12 protein-coding genes are annotated in these 15874 nt (G+C 63.6%); 10 read left to right on the top strand and 2 right to left on the bottom strand.

Annotated features, from left to right (window positions below):
• Window positions 1-65 precede the first annotated feature (65 nt).
• The 7 genes from BPRO_RS20295 to BPRO_RS20265 all read left to right on the top strand — a co-directional run bounded on the left by BPRO_RS20295 (window position 66) and on the right by BPRO_RS20265 (window position 10297).
• Window positions 66-1964 (top strand): ABC transporter permease, encoded by a 1899-nt coding sequence (locus BPRO_RS20295; RefSeq protein ID WP_011484946.1) that lies wholly within the window; start codon window positions 66-68, stop codon window positions 1962-1964.
• Complete coding sequence (locus BPRO_RS20290) at window positions 1961-2740, top strand: ABC transporter ATP-binding protein (protein WP_011484945.1); 780 nt, start codon at window positions 1961-1963, stop codon at window positions 2738-2740. Before BPRO_RS20295 ends, BPRO_RS20290 begins: the two co-directional genes overlap by 4 nt.
• Entirely contained in the window at window positions 2740-3498 is a 759-nt protein-coding gene (locus BPRO_RS20285; protein ID WP_011484944.1) for an ABC transporter ATP-binding protein, read from the top strand. The genes BPRO_RS20290 and BPRO_RS20285 overlap by 1 nt, the downstream gene beginning before the upstream one ends.
• A 255-nt stretch (window positions 3499-3753) precedes the next feature.
• Window positions 3754-4908 carry an ABC transporter substrate-binding protein gene (locus tag BPRO_RS20280; RefSeq protein ID WP_011484943.1) on the top strand — a complete coding sequence of 385 codons (1155 nt, stop codon included), beginning with the start codon at window positions 3754-3756 and terminating at the stop codon, window positions 4906-4908.
• A complete protein-coding gene (locus BPRO_RS20275; RefSeq protein ID WP_011484942.1) occupies window positions 4905-5402 on the top strand; it encodes a (2Fe-2S)-binding protein in 498 nt (165 codons plus the stop codon). Before BPRO_RS20280 ends, BPRO_RS20275 begins: the two co-directional genes overlap by 4 nt.
• A complete protein-coding gene (locus BPRO_RS20270) occupies window positions 5399-9046 on the top strand; it encodes a molybdopterin cofactor-binding domain-containing protein (protein ID WP_011484941.1) in 3648 nt (1215 codons plus the stop codon). The genes BPRO_RS20275 and BPRO_RS20270 overlap by 4 nt, the downstream gene beginning before the upstream one ends.
• Before the next feature lie 180 nt (window positions 9047-9226).
• Window positions 9227-10297 (top strand): DUF6352 family protein, encoded by a 1071-nt coding sequence (locus BPRO_RS20265; protein ID WP_011484940.1) that lies wholly within the window; start codon window positions 9227-9229, stop codon window positions 10295-10297.
• Between the two features lie 30 nt (window positions 10298-10327).
• Here BPRO_RS20265 and BPRO_RS20260 read toward each other — a convergent pair whose 3' ends face one another.
• Window positions 10328-10639 (bottom strand): cupin domain-containing protein, encoded by a 312-nt coding sequence (locus BPRO_RS20260; protein ID WP_011484939.1) that lies wholly within the window; start codon window positions 10637-10639, stop codon window positions 10328-10330.
• Here BPRO_RS20260 and BPRO_RS29755 point away from each other — a divergent pair.
• From BPRO_RS29755 to BPRO_RS30175, 3 genes are all read left to right on the top strand, one after another.
• Window positions 10638-10850, top strand: coding sequence for a hypothetical protein (locus tag BPRO_RS29755; RefSeq protein WP_157045840.1), 213 nt, complete (start codon window positions 10638-10640; stop codon window positions 10848-10850). The genes BPRO_RS20260 and BPRO_RS29755 overlap by 2 nt on opposite strands.
• A complete protein-coding gene (locus tag BPRO_RS20255) occupies window positions 10847-11680 on the top strand; it encodes an aldo/keto reductase (protein WP_041390090.1) in 834 nt (277 codons plus the stop codon). The genes BPRO_RS29755 and BPRO_RS20255 overlap by 4 nt, the downstream gene beginning before the upstream one ends.
• 271 nt (window positions 11681-11951) lie before the next feature.
• Window positions 11952-12116: a hypothetical protein gene (locus BPRO_RS30175; RefSeq protein ID WP_198140952.1), complete on the top strand. Its 165-nt coding sequence runs from the start codon at window positions 11952-11954 to the stop codon at window positions 12114-12116.
• Between the two features lie 257 nt (window positions 12117-12373).
• Here BPRO_RS30175 and icmF read toward each other — a convergent pair whose 3' ends face one another.
• Window positions 12374-15763 (bottom strand): fused isobutyryl-CoA mutase/GTPase IcmF, encoded by a 3390-nt coding sequence (gene icmF, locus BPRO_RS20250; protein WP_041388975.1) that lies wholly within the window; start codon window positions 15761-15763, stop codon window positions 12374-12376.
• Between the last annotated feature and the right edge of the window lie 111 nt (window positions 15764-15874).

Below are 15874 nucleotides of genomic sequence, written 5' to 3'. Positions count from 1 at the left end.
CAAAGTCATCATGTTCGTCGTAGCGCTTGCCGGTCGTCCATATCTTCCGCAGTAAAAGGTTATCCATGAGCTTTTCAGGCTTTATCGTCCAGCTGCTCAACGGCCTTGCCGGTGCGTCGTCGCTGTTTCTGGTGGCGGCCGGGCTGTCGCTGATCTTTGGTGTCACGCGCATCGTCAATTTCGCGCATGGCTCGTTTTTCATGGTCGGCATTTATGTCGCCTATTCGCTGGTGGCCACCCTGGGCAGCACCCTGGGGTTCTGGCCGGCCTTGCTGCTCGCGGCCCTGGCCGTGGGCGTCCTCGGTGCGCTGGTGGAAGTCTTGCTGCTGCGCCGCATTTACCATGCACCGGAGCTGTTTCAGCTGCTCGCCACGTTTGCGCTCGGCCTGGTGATCAAGGACGGGGTGCTCTGGTTCTGGGGTGCGGAAGAACTGCTGGGCCCCAGGGCGCCCGGTTTGACCGGCTCGGTCTCCATTCTCGGACGGCAATTTCCCTCGTACGACCTGTTCCTGATCGTTGCCGGACCCGTCGTCCTCGGTTTGCTCTGGTTGCTGCTGACGAAAACCCGTTGGGGAACCCTGGTGCGTGCCGCCACCCAGGACCGGGAGATGGTGAGTGCGCTCGGGGTCAACCAGGCCTGGCTGTTCACCGCCGTCTTTGCGCTGGGTGCGCTTCTGGCCGGCCTGGGGGGGGCGCTGCAGCTTCCGCGCGAGCCTGCCAATCTGGAGATGGACCTGAACATCATAGGCGCCGCATTTGTGGTGGTGGTGGTCGGCGGCATGGGCTCCCTTCCGGGGGCGTATGTGGCGGCACTGCTGATCGCTGAACTCAAGGCCATCTGTATCTGGCTCGGCCTGGTTGAAATTGCCGGCATCAGCATTTCCTTTTCCAAGCTCACCCTGGTGGTGGAATTTCTGGTGATGGCCGCCGTGCTGGTCGCCCGGCCATGGGGCCTGTTCGGCAAAGCGCAGGCGGCTAGCCACCATGCCGGCACGGCCGAGGAGCCGCTGCGTCCGCCGGAACGCCTTTACAAGTACGGCGGCGCAGCCCTGTTGGCGCTGCTGATCCTGATGCCTGCGCTCACCGCGCAGTCGCCCTATGTCACCGTCCTGCTGATTGATTTGCTGGTTGCCGTGCTGTTTGCGGCCAGCCTGCATTTCATCATGGGGCCGGCCGGCATGCACTCGTTCGGGCATGCGGCCTACTTTGGCCTGGGTGCCTACGGTGCCGCGCTGCTGGTGCGCAGCCTGAACCTGCCGATGGAGGTGGCGCTGCTCGTCGCCCCTGCGCTGGCGGCGCTGGGTGCCTTCGTCTACGGCTGGTTCTGCGTCCGGCTGTCCGGCGTTTACCTGGCGATGCTGACCCTGGCATTTGCGCAAATTACCTGGGCGATCTGCTACCAATGGGATGCGTTCACCGGCGGCAGCAACGGGCTGACCGGCGTGTGGCCGGCCGGCTGGCTGGCGGACAAACGGATCTACTACTACCTGACCCTGGTGCTGGTGGTGGGCGGAGTACTTTTGATGCACAGGATGTTGTATTCACCCTTTGGCTACGCAATGCGCGCCGCGCGCGACTCCGTACTTCGGTCTGACGCGATTGGTATCAACGTCAAGCGCATGCAATGGGTGGCTTTTGTCATGGCGGGCTCTTTCGCGGGCCTGGCCGGCGCGCTCTACGCATTTTCAAAAGGCAGCATCTCCCCGGAAAGCCTGCACGTGGGCAAATCCATCGACGGTCTGGTGATGGTCCTGCTGGGCGGTGTGCAGACGCTGCTGGGCCCGGTGGTCGGCGCAGTCACCTTCACCTGGCTGCACGACACGGTGGCACGGAACACCGATTACTGGCGCGCCATGCTGGGGGCCATCATCCTGATGCTGGTGCTGCTGTTTCCCCAGGGTATCGCAGGCTTTGTCAAACAGCTGGTGTCGAATCGGCGCGATGCAAAAAAGGTGCAATCATGAGTTTGCTCAAAGTGTCTAGCCTGGGTAAATCGTTCGGCGGTGTCAAGGCGGTCGATGGCATCAGTTTTGAGCTGGCGGCGGGTGAACTGCTGGCCCTGATCGGGCCGAACGGTGCCGGCAAGTCAACGACCTTCAACATGGTGAACGGCCAGCTTCGCGCGGATGCCGGTTCCATCCAGCTGGACTCGCAGGAGCTGGTGGGCCTGGCACCCCGCGACATCTGGCGGCGCGGTGTTAGCCGGACTTTCCAGATCGCAGAGACGTTTTCATCGCTGACGGTGGTGGAAAACGTCCAGATGGCCTTGCTGTCGTCGGACCACAAGCTGTTTTCGATGTGGCGCCGGGCTGCCGACCACAAACGTGACCAGGCCCTCCTCCTGCTCGAGCAGGTCAATATGAAAGCCCAGGCCGACCGGCCTTGCAGCGTATTGGCTTATGGCGACGTCAAGCGCGTGGAGCTCGCCATGGCCATGGCCAACGATCCGAAGCTGCTGTTGATGGATGAGCCGACGGCAGGCATGGCGTCCAGGGAGCGCAACGATTTGATGGCTTTGACCAAGCAATTGGTCATCGATCGCGGCATGGCGGTGCTGTTTACCGAACACAGCATGGACGTGGTTTTCGCGTATGCCGATCGCATGATCGTGCTGGCGCGGGGCCGGCTGATTGCGGAAGGAAAACCCCTGAAAATCCGCGATCACCCCAAAGTCCAGGAAGTTTATTTTGGCAGCGGTAAAACGTTCGAGAAAAAAATTCCGGAAAAGGAAGCGGCGTGATGACCACTGCGAAAGAAGTTTTACTGGAGAAAGATGGGGTTTTGCTGGAGGCAAAGGGCTTGTCGGCCTGGTATGGTGCGGCCCAAATCCTGTTTGACGTGAGTCTCGATGTCCGGCGCGGCGAGGTGGTCGCCCTGATGGGGCGCAATGGCGCCGGAAAATCCACGACGCTGAAGGCCCTGATCGGGATGCTCGACAAGCGGCGCGGCAGTGTGTCATTTTTAGGCCGCGATATCTCAAAGAGTGAACCGCATCATGCGGCCCGCATGGGACTCGGCTTTGTACCGGAAGACCGGCGCATCTTCACCGACCTGACGGTGACGGAAAACCTCGAAGTGGGGCGACAGGCGCCTCGCCGCTGGCCCGACGGCAGCGAAGCACCTGTCTGGACGCCAGAGCGTCTTTTCAAGCTCTTTCCCAACCTGGGCGAGATGCCGGGCCGGCCGGGTGGCCGCATGAGCGGTGGCGAGCAGCAGATGCTGACGGTGGCGCGCACCCTGATGGGCAACCCTTACCTGGTATTGCTCGACGAGCCGTCTGAAGGCGTAGCGCCGGTGATCGTCGAGCAAATGGTGCACATGATTCTGGAGTTGAAGGCCCAGGGCGTCAGCATTTTGCTGTCCGAACAGAACATGCATTTTGCGGAACTGGTGTCCGACCGCGCCTATGTGCTGGAAAAAGGGCAAATCCGCTATGAGGGCGCCATGGCCGATCTCGCGGGCAATGACGAGGTGCGCCGCGCCTACCTCAGCGTCTAATTCCATTTCTAATTCGATGCGATATGTCGTTGCCCCGCCTTGTCGTGCTACAGCACTGTCTGCGGCGGTGCGCCTAATCTCGCATCGAATTAGAAATTGAATAAGCGTCAGCGAATTGAGTTCGAAGATCTGGCCTGAACCACGATGCGCCCGCTCGTGGTGCAGGACCCCGTGGCCGTGGCCCCCAAAAAACAGTTCTTCAACGCGCGGGCCAATCACTGCGTGAACATTGGTTAAAACAAAAAGGTAAACCTCATGAACATGATGTCGCGAGTGGTCCGGTGGAACTGGGTGATGTTTGTCCTGGCCCTGGCCGCCGTGTTGCCTGTCCGCGCCGAGCCTGGCGTGAGCGACACGGCCATTGCGGTCGGGCAATCGGCGGTATTTAGCGGGCCGGTTGCCGCGACCGGGAACAACTACCGGCGCGGTATCGAACTCTACTTCGAGCAGGCGAACAAGGCCGGTGGCGTGCACGGGCGCAAACTGCAGCTGACAGCGCTGGACGACGCCTACGATCCCAAACGCACGGTCGAAAACACCAAGCTTCTCATCGAGCAAAACAAGGTGTTTGCGCTGATCGGCTATGTGGCCACGGCCAATTTGATTGCGGCCATGCCGCTCGCCGAGGAGGCCAAGGTTCCGATGTTCGCGCCCCTGGTGGGCACGACTTCCATCCGGCTCAAGCACAACCACTATCTTTTTCACGTGAGGGCGAGCTACAAAACCGAACTGGCCCGGATTACCCAGCAGCTGGCAGTGGTCGGCAACGACAAGGTGGCCGTGGTTTACCAGGACAGCGTTTTCGGCAAGTCCAACCTGGACACCCTGCTCGAGCTCATCAAGGCCGAGAAGCTACAGGTCGTCAAAACAATTCCCATGGCCATTGCCGCGACGAGTGCCGCCGACATTGCAGCGCAGATCAAGGAAGCGTCGCCCAACGTCATCATCATGATCATGGCCGGCACAATGACGGAAGTGCTGATCAGGGATGTGCGTGCCGCCGGTTTGGGCGCACCGCTTTACACCATCTCGGTTGGCCTGGCGGACGCCAAGGCCTCGGCCGCCCGCTTGAACGGCGCCTTGCGCGGCGTCATCACGGCCAGCATCGTCCCGTCGCCGACACTGGAGCGTTACGGCGTCGTCAAGGAGTACCGCAAGGCGCTGGGCACGTCGGCGGGGTCGGGCGACAACTACACCGTGCTTGAAGGTTATATTGCGGCCAAGGCTTTCGTCGAAGGGCTGCGCCGCGCGGGGCGCGCTCTGACCCGGGAACACTTTATAGCGGCGCTGGAAGGATTCGGCAATCTGGATCTGGGCGACTTCCGGGTCGACTACAGCCCGAAAAACCACAACGGCTCCAGCTTCGTGGAGCTTGAGATGTACACCGCAGCAGGCACTTTGATTCGATGACATCCAGGGTCGTGACTCTCGGCGTTAACCAGGTGAGGCGCACGCTGGCTGTTTCAGCGCAGGTTTCCCTGCTTGAAGTGCTGCGCAACGACCTGGAACTCAACAGCCCCAAATATGGCTGTGGCCTGGGCGAATGCGGCGCATGCACCGTGCTGGTTGACGGCGTAGCGGCACGCGCCTGCGTGATCCCGGCCTGCGGGGTGGCCGGCCGGGAAATCACCACGCTGGAAGGCCTGGGTTCGCTGTCGGCACTGCACCCGGTCCAGCAGGCGTTCATTGACGAGCAGGCCGCCCAGTGCGGCTACTGCCTGAGCGGCATGATCATGATGACCGTGGCGCTGCTGGCGCGCAACCCGGATCCGAGCGAAGACGAGATACGCCGCGAGCTGTCGGGCAATTTGTGCCGCTGCGGTACCCATCTGGAGATTGTGAAGGCCGTGCGGCGCGCGGCGGAGCTTATGGCGCAAAACCTTTCGCGCGGGGGAGCGACATGATTCGCCGCGCCGACACGCCGCTCACACGGGCCGATTTTCACGTTGCTGAGGGCGTTCTGCTCGTGACCCGCGAGCCGCCGACAGCGCCGCCGACTGTCAACGGTCAACCTGCGCTGGTAAGCGCCAATCCGCTGGAAGGCGTCGAGATACTGATTGCCGTGTGGGACGACGGCAGCGTGACGGCCTTGAACGGCCATGTGGACCTCGGCACCGGTATCCGTACCGCGCTGGCCCAGATCGTGGCGGAGGAGCTTGATGTCACGCTGGACAGCGTCAACATGGTGCTGGGCGACACAGCACGCGCGCCTAACCAGGGGGCCACCATTGCCAGCGCGTCGATACAGATTCACGCCATACCCTTGCGGGCGGCGGCGGCGCAGGCGCGCGCCTGGCTGGTGGCACGTGCTGCCGAGCACCTGCAGGTGGACAGGGCGACGCTGGGCGTGCGCGATGGCGTCGTCTTCGGGAACGGTGGCGACGCCAGATCGCTTGCTTACGGGCCCTTGCTGGCACTGCAGCACGTGGAACTTTCCCTGGCGCTGGATACGCCGCTGAAAGCCCCGGAAGATCACCGGATTGTCGGCACCAGCACCGCGCGGCTTGATATCCCGGCCAAGGCGACCGGCGCACTCACCTTTGTGCACGACATGCGCGTGCCGGGCATGCTGCACGGCCGGGTCGTTCGCCCGCCGTATGCCGGTGCGGACCATGGCGACTTCATCGGCAACACGCTGGAGTCGGTGGACGAGTCCTCGATTGCGCATATTCCCGGTATTCGCGCGGTAGTCGTGATTCGCGACTTCGTCGGCATTGTCGCGGAGCGGGAGGAACACGCCGAACAGGCCCTGCGTGAGCTGGCTGTGCAATGGAAGCATTGGCCGGGCCTGACCAACCTCAACGACCTCGAACACGCCATTCGCAGCAACCCGGCGACGCAGCGCAAGCTCGTCGACGAAGGCGATGTGGATGCCGCGATGGCGGGCGCAACGCAGGTCATGCCACGCAACTATGTCTGGCCCTACCAGATGCACGGCTCCATCGGGCCTTCGTGCGCGGTCGCCGACTGGCAACAGGACCGCATGACGGTATGGGCCGGAAGCCAAAACCCCCATGTGCTGCGGGCCGACCTGTCGCGCCTGACGGGCCTTGCGGATGTCGACATCGACGTCATCCGCATGGAAGCCGCCGGCTGCTACGGACGAAACTGTGCCGACGATGTGGCCGCGGACGCCGCCTTGCTGTCGCGTGCGGTCGGCAGCCCGGTGCGCGTGCAATTGACGCGCGAACAGGAACATGCCTGGGAACCCAAGGGTGCTGCCCAGCTGATGCAGGTCAATGGCGGACTGAACGAAGACGGTTCGGTCGCAGCGTATGACTTTCAGACCTCGTATCCATCAAACGGTGCCCCCACATTGGCGCTGCTGCTCACCAGAACCATAGAGCCGGTCGCGCAGGCTTATGAAATGGGCGACCGCACCGCCCGCCCGCCGTACGACTACGACAACCTGCGCGTCACCGTCAATGACATGCCGCCCATGCTGCGCGCCTCGTGGCTGCGCGGGGTCTCTGCGCTGCCCAACTCGTTTGCGCACGAGTCCTATATCGACGAGCTGGCCACCGCTGCTGGCGTTGATCCGGTGGAGTTTCGCCTGCGTTATCTGACAGAGCCACGTGCCGCCGAGCTGGTGCGGGCAACCGCTGAGCGGGCCGGCTGGAGGGTTCATACGCAGCCGCAGCAACAAGCCTTGCGGCAAGGAGAACCGGCAGACATCGTGCATGGCCAGGGCGTCGCCTATGCCCGCTATATGCACAGCAAATGGCCGGGGTTTGGCGCTGCCTGGGCCGCCTGGGTCGCCGATGTCGAGGTCAACCGCAAAACGGGCGAGGTTCATGTCAGGCGCGTCGTGGTGGGGCACGATGCCGGCACCCTGATCAACCCGGCCGGGGTCCAGCATCAGATTCACGGCAATGTGGTGCAGACCACCAGCCGCGCCTTGACCGAGCAGGTCACCTTGAGCCCGAAAACCAATACCGTGGCCAGCCTGGAATGGGGCGCATACCCCATACTGAGTTTCAGGGACGTGCCGGTGATTGAGGTCGTGACCATGGCGCGCCCCGGCGAGCCCCCGCTGGGTGCCGGCGAATCGGCCTCGGTGCCGGGCACTGCGGCCATCGCCAATGCGATCTTTGATGCCACCGGCGTGCGCTTTCGCCAGCCGCCGTTTACACCGGAAGTGGTTCGTGCTGCGCTCAACCCATCGCAAGAAAGCGAGCCGGTGGCACCACCCGCACTGACGGGACGGCCCTTGGCCCGCCCGCCGGAGGGCGCGGCATGGCCCAAAGGGCGGGGCTGGTGGTCCAGGACTGGCGCATTGCTGGCCGGCATCTTTGGCGTGGCTGCGGCCCTGGTGGGCTGGCGCCCGGCAATTGCGCCGGTGCTGCCCAGCGGTGCGTCCATTTACACGGCGGCCACCCTGGAGCGGGGCCGCCAACTCGCTGCCGCGGGCGATTGCGTGGTGTGCCATACGGCGCCGGGCGGCATCCCCAACGCCGGCGGACGGGCCATGGACACCCCTTTCGGCAAGATTGTCACGACCAACCTCACGCCCGATGTCGATACCGGCATAGGCCTGTGGTCGTTCAGCGCCTTTCAGCGCGCCATGCGTGAGGGCATTTCGCGCGACGGCCACCATCTGTATCCGGCGTTTCCCTATACGGCATTCGCCAAAACCAGCGATGAAGACCTGACCGCGCTGTATGCCTATTTGATGGCCCAGCCTGCCGTGCGCTCGGAGCCACCGGCCACCCGGCTGACCTTTCCCTACAGCGTGCGCCCTTTGATGGCAGGCTGGAATGCACTGTTCCACGATCCGGCCCCGTACCAGGTGAGCCCGACCCAAACGGTTGAGTGGAACCGCGGCGCCTACCTGGTCAACGGCCTGGGCCATTGCGGGGCCTGCCATACGCCGCGCAATGCCTTTGGCGCCGAGCGCGGCGGCAAAGCCTTTCTGGGCGGGGCCATGGTCGATGGCTGGGAAGCGCCTGCGCTGACGGCGCTGTCGCGTGCACCCGTGCCCTGGACTGCCGCAGAGTTGTACCGTTATCTTCGCCAGGGCTACACCCCGCAGCATGGTATTGCCGCCGGCCCGATGGGGCCTGTTGTCAAGGAGTTGTCCGTATTGCCCGACGAGGACATCCGGGCGATGGCCACCTATCTGGCGTCTTTTACCGAACCTGCGTCCGAGCCTGCGAGTGCCGAGCGCGCCAGGCAGGTGGTCTTGTCCGCGCAGAAGTCTGCTGGCGGTTTGCTGGGCCCGGGCCAGCGCCTGTTCAACGGCGCGTGCGCATCCTGTCACCACGACGGGGAAGGGCCCAGGCTGCTGGGCGTGAATACGCCGCTGGCCCTCAACAGCAAGCTGCACAGTGAGCGGCCCGACAATTTGATTCGCGTGATCCTGAGTGGGATCCGGTCTCCCGCCGCAGCGGACATCGGCTTCATGCCGGCGTTCCGCCACAGCCTGGACGACACCCAGATTGAAGCGCTGGCTGCGTACATGCGCAGCCGCTACGCGCCGGCAGAACCCGCCTGGCAAGACTTGCCGGGGACGGTGTCACGCCTGCGCGGCGCAGTGGATGAGCATTAGGGCGCGAGGACGCCAGGAAATTCGCCCTTGCTCCCGCTTCCGGTCCGGCGGGATGGCAAGCGGGCCCGTCGCCGTAGCGAGGGGTCATGAAAATAGGGGCGGGCCCGTATTTTTCGGGCCAGGCATGCTGCTCAAAAATAAGGCAATCTGGCAAGCCGTGTGATGTGAGACGATTGCTTCATGCAAAACTTCTGGCCGTCCTGCGGCTTCAGCACGCTCCACCGCAATGCCTGCGGCTGGCTGGTACCTGCCGACGATTACCTGCGCCTGTTTCTGAGCCGCCCTGAGCTGGCGCTGGTGCCGGAATCCTGCACTGCCGAGCGCGCATTGCACGAGGCTTTGCTCGCCGCACCATCCCGCCCGGTGGCTGAGCCCGAACTACAGGCCTTGCAGGATGCCGATGCCCGCGACAGCTACAGGCTGTTTCTGCGCTTTCGCGACGGCCTGCTGGCTGCCGGCACGCTGGAAGCCTACTACCTGAGTCTCTTCCCCCGCGACGGCATGGGCCAGATCAACATACCGCCGCTTTTCATCGACCTGCTGGCCCAGGCCATCACGCGCAACTTGCTGGATGACTCCACCGATGCCTACGAAGTGCGCGCTGGCGAGATGCTGTTTCGCAGCCAGCGCATCAGCACGGAGGGCGGGCAGGTGCTGAGCGGCGACCGTGAAACGCTGGACCTGCTCAACGAGACGGGCGGCCTCGGCGATATCGGGCGCTTTCTCGCGGAAGCGAAGGCGCCGCTACGCGATGTCGAGGTGCGCGTGCTCAGTGATGACAATGCGCCCGACTATTGGCAGCAGGTGGATCGCTACGCCTATCTGCTCGACCTGACCCACGAAGTCAGCAACGACCTGAGCCACGGCCTGGTACTGACCATGACCCGGGCCCGTTCGGGCCTGAAGGCGCTGGCGAGCGTGCTGCAAAAATGGGTGCGGCATTTTCTGGGGGTGGCCGTCACCATCACACCCGTGCAAAAGGTGGACGACGAAGCCTGGCGCTGGCATGTGGGGCTGGATGCGGAGGCGACGGCCCTGCTCAACGATTTGTATGAAGGCCGGGACGTCGCCCCCGACCGCCTGCAGCGGCTGGTGAGCCTGTTCCGGCTGGAGTTCGCGGATCCGCGTGAGATGCGTGCCGACGTGGCGGGCAAGCCGGTTTACCTGGGGCTCATGATGAGCGCCGATGGCGTGGTCAGGTTGAAGCCGCAGAACCTGCTGGTGAACCTCCCGCTGTCCGCGGCTTCGTGACCGCAAGGTGCCTTTGCTCCTGCCTTTTCCTCAGTCGCTGTTCTCAACTTCCACCACCAGAACCCGCGCGGCACCCACAGGCGCCGCCACATGGGCGGTGCCCGCGCTGGCGAAGAAAATGTCGCCGGTCTCCAGCATGACCGAGCACTGGCCGCCGGCATCGCGGTAACGCATTTCGACCCGGCCATCCAGCACGGCGAAAACCTCTTCGCCATCGTTGACGTGCCACTTGTAGGGCTGGTCGGTCCAGTGCAGCCGGGTGGTGATGCCGTTCATGTTGGCGACCGTCATGGCGCCCCAAGCGCGGTCTGCGGTGAAGTCCTTGCTGCGGATGATCTTCATGGGCGTCTCCATCGTTATCGTGATGATTGCGGCGGTTGCGGGTTGCGCATTGAAAGCCAACGCAATGCTACGGTGGGGCGCCAACGAAACCATGATTTCTTCGGGCGGGATTGATTCCGCCAACGCATTAATCAGTTCGGCGCGCGCAGGCCGGATATTTCTTGTCCCGGAGCCGGTACGGCGCGATGCGGCGCTACCATGGCTGTCATGAAAAGCGTATTGCTGCCTTGTGGCGAAGCCGTGCCGGCATTGGGAATGGGTACCTGGTGCATGGGGGAGACACTTGGGCGGCGAGCCCAGGAGCTCGCCACGCTCAGGCGGGGCCTTGATTTGGGCTGCACGCTCGTCGATACCGCCGAAATGTATGGCGAAGGCCTGGCGGAAGCGCTGGTGGGCGAGGCGATCCAGGGGCGTCGCGACGAGGCCTTTCTGGTCACCAAGGTCTATCCGCACAATGCCTCGTTTGCTGGCGCGCAGGCGGCTTGCGAGCGCAGTCTGCGCCGCCTGAAAACCGACCGCATCGATCTGTACCTGCTGCATTGGCGCGGCAATGTTCCGCTGGCCGAAACCCTGCGCGCTTTTCAGGCCCTGCAGCAAGCCGGCAAGATTCGCCACTATGGTGTCAGCAACCTGGATATCTCCGACATGGAGGAGTTGTGGTCCTTGCCCGGCGGCCACGGCGTGCAGACCAACCAGCTGCTCTACAACCTGACGCGCCGCGGCATTGAATGGGATTTGCTGCCCTGGCTGCACGAACGCCACATCCCGGTGATGGCCTACTCACCCATCGAGCAGTCCCGGCTGCTGCGCCAGCCCGGACTGACCGGCTTCGCGCAGCGCCACGGCATGCGGCCCGCGCAGGCTGCGCTGGCCTGGCTGCTGGCCCGGGACGGCGTCATGGCCATCCCCAAGACCAGCCACCCGGACCGGCTGACGGAAAACATCGCCGCGGCAGACATGGCGCTGAGTGGCGAGCAGCTCGCGGAACTTGACGCGCTTTTCCGTCCGCCGTCCGGCCCCATCGCGCTTGAAATGATCTAGTGTGGTGTTGCATGCTTGACGGCACCCATAAAACCGATGAATTTTTGGTCAGGGCAAGGCGCAAACCACAGCAATAGCCCCGCTATTGCGCGGATTTGCAACGCCGCCATGGACGAAAAGACGCGGTTTTAGGTGCCGGATAGCGTGCAACACCACACTGGCGGCGACGGGGCAAATAAAAGCCCGGCGGTGCTTATGCGCCCGGGCTTCCGGGCCCTGCCGCAGGGTGGCATAAAATTGCAGGTTCAGCCATTTTTAACCGGAGTCTTCCATGCCTAAAAAAATCAAAGTCGAAGCCGACATCTGCGCCCCCAAACCCGTGCCCCCCAAAGGCTACACCCTCACCTCTGGCCGTGGCCAGAAGGTCAGCCTGGAGCGCGGTACCGCTACCCGCAGCAAGAAGAACCCTGGCAAGCGCCCCAAAAAGGGCGGCTAAGCCCTCCCGGTCTTCCTGAGGTCTGGTTAACAGGCTAGCAGCCGGTTGCTTCTGCCCAGTGCAGGAGCCCGGCTTTATTTTTGGCCGCTGCCGGGGAGATTGCGCAGAGGGGTGGCTGCCAGGAGGCCAGCCATGACTTCAGCGGCGTGCGCCGCTTGAAAAATCAGCAGGCATGGATGCCTCCGGCCCAGGAGCTGTCAGTGCCTTGTGCTATTGAAAAATAGCAAATTTGGCCGCGAACTCCGGCCTGCGCCCGCTCACATATTGCGCCGGTACTGCCCGCCCACCTCAAACAGCGCATTGGTGATCTGCCCCAGCGAGCAGACCCGCACGGCCTCCATCAGCACTTCGAACACGTTACGGTTTTCAATCACGGCCTGCTGAAGGCGCTTGAGCATGGCCGGTGATTCGCTGGCGTGGAGCTGGTGGAACGCTTCCAGCCTTTTCAGCTGGCTCTGCTTTTCTTCGTCGGTCGAGCGCGCCAGCTCCAGCTTGTCCTGCACCACTTCGCCATGCGGGTTGCGAAAGGTATTGACGCCGATGATGGGCAGCTCGCCGGTGTGCTTGAGCATCTCGTAGTGCATCGACTCGTCCTGGATGCGGCCGCGCTGGTAGCCGGTCTCCATCGCGCCCAGCACGCCGCCGCGCTCGGCGATGCGCTCGAACTCCAGCAGCACGGCTTCTTCCAGCAGCTCGGTCAGCTCTTCGATGATGAAAGCGCCCTGCGAGGGGTTCTCGTTCTTGGCCAGACCCCATTCGCGGTTGATGATGAGCTGGATGGCCATCGCGCGGCGCACCGACTCTTCGGTCGGCGTGGTGATGGCTTCGTCAAAGGCGTTGGTGTGCAGGCTGTTGCAGTTGTCGTAAATGGCAATCAGGGCCTGCAGCGTGGTGCGGATGTCGTTGAACTGGATTTCCTGCGCGTGCAGGCTGCGGCCCGAGGTCTGGATGTGGTATTTGAGCTTCTGGCTGCGCTCGTTGGCGCCGTATTTTTCCTTCATCGCCACCGCCCAGATGCGGCGCGCGACGCGGCCCATCACGGTGTACTCCGGGTCCATGCCGTTGCTGAAGAAAAAGCTCAGGTTGGGCGCGAAGTCGTCAATGTGCATGCCGCGCGCCAGGTAGGCTTCAACGAAGGTGAAGCCGTTGGACAGTGTGAAGGCCAGCTGCGAAATCGGGTTGGCGCCGGCTTCGGCGATGTGGTAGCCGCTGATGGAAACGCTGTAGAAGTTGCGCACGTTGTGGTGCACGAAGTACTCTGCGATGTCGCCCATCACCTTCAGGCTGAACTCGGTCGAGAAGATGCAGGTGTTCTGGCCCTGGTCTTCCTTCAGGATGTCGGCCTGCACCGTGCCGCGCACATTGGCCAGCACCCATTCGCGGATCTTGGCGGCTTCGGTGTCGGTGGGCTGGCGCCCGTTGTCGACCCTGAATTTCTCCAGGTTCTGGTCGATGGCGGTGTTCATGAACATCGCCAGGATGGTCGGCGCCGGGCCGTTGATGGTCATGCTCACGGAGGTGCTGGGGCTGCACAGGTCGAAGCCGTCGTAGAGCACTTTCATGTCGTCCAGCGTGGCAATGCTCACGCCCGAGTTGCCGACCTTGCCGTAAATGTCGGGGCGCACGGCGGGGTCGTTACCGTACAGCGTCACCGAGTCAAAAGCGGTGGACAGGCGCTTGGCGGCCATGCCCTCACTCAGCAGCTTGAAGCGCGTATTCGTGCGGAAGGCATCGCCCTCGCCGGCAAACATGCGGGTCGGGTCTTCGCCCTCGCGCTTGAAGGCGAAGGTGCCGGCCGTGTAGGGATAGCTGCCGGGCACGTTGTCGAGCATCAGCCACTGGAGCGTCTCGCCGTGGTCTTCATACTTGGGCAGGCAGACCTTGCGGATGGTGGTGCCCGAGAGCGATTGGGTGGTGAGTGCCGTGCGGATTTCCTTGTCGCGGATCTTCACCACGTATTCATCACCCGCATAGGCTTTTTGCATGTCGGGCCACTGGGCCAGCAGGCGCCGCGCATCGGCATCCATGCGCGCCTTGCGCTGGCCCGCCAGGTCGAGCGCGGCCTCGGCGGCGGGCGCGCGATCGGGCTTGTCGACCTTGAGCATGGCGGCGGCGGCCTGCAGTTGCTGGACTTCGCGGGCCAGCCTGGCCTGCTCGCGGGCCCGTTTCTTGTAGCCGCGCACCGTGTCGCTGATCTCGGCCAGGTAACGCGTGCGCGCTGCGGGGACCACCGGCGTCTGATTGGTGCTGTGGCGGACTTCCACCACCGGCAGGCCGCCCTGCTCAAGCGGCAGGCCCAGCGCGGCCAGGCGCGGCTTGAGCGCCTGGTACAGCGCGGTGACGCCGTCGTCATTGAAACGTGCAGCCATGGTGCCAAAGACCGGCATCTGGTCGGCCGGCGTGGTCCAGGCTTCCTTGTTGCGCTGCACCTGCTTGGAGACATCACGCAGGGCATCGAGCGAGCCCTTGCGGTCGAACTTGTTGATGGCCACAAACTCGGCAAAGTCCAGCATGTCGATTTTCTCGAGCTGGCTGGCCGCGCCGAACTCGGGCGTCATCACATACATGGGCACATCGACATGCGGCACGATGGCGGCATCGCCCTGGCCAATGCCGGACGTTTCGACGACGATCAGGTCAAAGCCCGCGGCCTTGCAGGCGGCAATCACCTCGGGCAGCGCCTTGCTGATCTCGCTGCCGAATTCGCGGGTAGCCAGCGAACGCATGAAGACACGAGCCCCCACGCTCCCCACTGCGTGTGGTTCGCTGCCCCCCGAGGGGGCCGCCCGCCTGCCGTCCGGCAAAGCCGGCCCGGCGGCTTGAGCTTGCGAAGACGCCACAGTCCAGGGGTTGATGGCATTCATGCGGATGCGGTCGCCGAGCAGGGCGCCGCCGCTCTTGCGGCGGGACGGGTCGATGGAGATCACGGCCACGCGCAGCCGGTCGTTCTGGTCCAGCCGCAGACGGCGAATCAACTCGTCCGTCAGTGATGACTTGCCGGCGCCGCCGGTGCCGGTAATGCCCAGTACCGGTATCTTTTTGGTGGCAGCCTGCGCCCGCAGGGCCTCCACTAGCGCCGGATTGGCCTTCTCGTTTTCAAGCGCGGTGATGAGTTGCGCCAGCGCGCGCCAGTTCATCTCGCCATGGCCTTCAATGGCTTTGATGTCCTTGGGAGCAAAGCCGGTCAGGTCCTGGTCGCAGCGCATCACCATCTCGCCGATCATGCCCGCCAGCCCCATCTTCTGGCCGTCTTCGGGGCTGTAGATGCGCGTGACGCCATAGGCCTGCAGCTCACGGATTTCGGGCGGCACGATGACACCGCCACCGCCGCCAAAGACCTGGATGTGTTCACCGCCACGGCTTTTGAGCAGATCGACCATGTACTTGAAGTACTCGACGTGCCCGCCCTGGTAGGAGCTGATGGCAATGCCCTGTGCGTCCTCCTGCAGCGCGGCCGTGACGACTTCCTCCACGCTGCGGTTGTGGCCCAGGTGGATCACCTCGGCGCCCATGCTTTGCAGGATGCGCCGCATGATGTTGATGGCGGCATCGTGACCGTCAAACAGCGAGGCCGCCGTGACAAAGCGCACCTTGTGCGTGGGGCGGTAACTGGCGAGGGCCTTGTATTCTGCGGACAGGTCGGTCATGCGGATCTCCGGGAAGCTGGTGCATGTCAAGGACGGTGCCGATCCTTGGCTGAGTTGACGTTTACGTAAACGTCAATCTTATCTCTTCTGCCAGAAAAAAGGGGCGCTTGC

It is taken from the genome of Polaromonas sp. JS666 (assembly GCF_000013865.1).
Classification (GTDB): Bacteria; Pseudomonadota; Gammaproteobacteria; order Burkholderiales; family Burkholderiaceae_C; genus Polaromonas.
The sequence above is the reverse complement of the archived record's forward strand: the minus strand, read 5'-3'. Positions and strand labels throughout refer to the sequence as shown.

Excerpts from the sequence above, each read along its gene's own strand:
- BPRO_RS20295 (WP_011484946.1), top strand. The coding sequence starts at position 66 with ATGAGCTTTTCAGGCTTTATCGTCCAGCTGCTCAACGGCCTTGCCGGT.
- BPRO_RS20290 (WP_011484945.1), top strand. The coding sequence starts at position 1,961 with ATGAGTTTGCTCAAAGTGTCTAGCCTGGGTAAATCGTTCGGCGGTGTC.
- BPRO_RS20285 (WP_011484944.1), top strand. The coding sequence starts at position 2,740 with ATGACCACTGCGAAAGAAGTTTTACTGGAGAAAGATGGGGTTTTGCTG.
- BPRO_RS20280 (WP_011484943.1), top strand. The coding sequence starts at position 3,754 with ATGAACATGATGTCGCGAGTGGTCCGGTGGAACTGGGTGATGTTTGTC.
- BPRO_RS20275 (WP_011484942.1), top strand. The coding sequence starts at position 4,905 with ATGACATCCAGGGTCGTGACTCTCGGCGTTAACCAGGTGAGGCGCACG.
- BPRO_RS20270 (WP_011484941.1), top strand. The coding sequence starts at position 5,399 with ATGATTCGCCGCGCCGACACGCCGCTCACACGGGCCGATTTTCACGTT.
- BPRO_RS20265 (WP_011484940.1), top strand. The coding sequence starts at position 9,227 with ATGCAAAACTTCTGGCCGTCCTGCGGCTTCAGCACGCTCCACCGCAAT.
- BPRO_RS29755 (WP_157045840.1), top strand. The coding sequence starts at position 10,638 with ATGGGCGTCTCCATCGTTATCGTGATGATTGCGGCGGTTGCGGGTTGC.
- BPRO_RS20260 (WP_011484939.1), bottom strand. The coding sequence starts at position 10,639 with ATGAAGATCATCCGCAGCAAGGACTTCACCGCAGACCGCGCTTGGGGC.
- BPRO_RS20255 (WP_041390090.1), top strand. The coding sequence starts at position 10,847 with ATGAAAAGCGTATTGCTGCCTTGTGGCGAAGCCGTGCCGGCATTGGGA.
- BPRO_RS30175 (WP_198140952.1), top strand. The coding sequence starts at position 11,952 with ATGCCTAAAAAAATCAAAGTCGAAGCCGACATCTGCGCCCCCAAACCC.
- icmF (WP_041388975.1), bottom strand. The coding sequence starts at position 15,763 with ATGACCGACCTGTCCGCAGAATACAAGGCCCTCGCCAGTTACCGCCCC.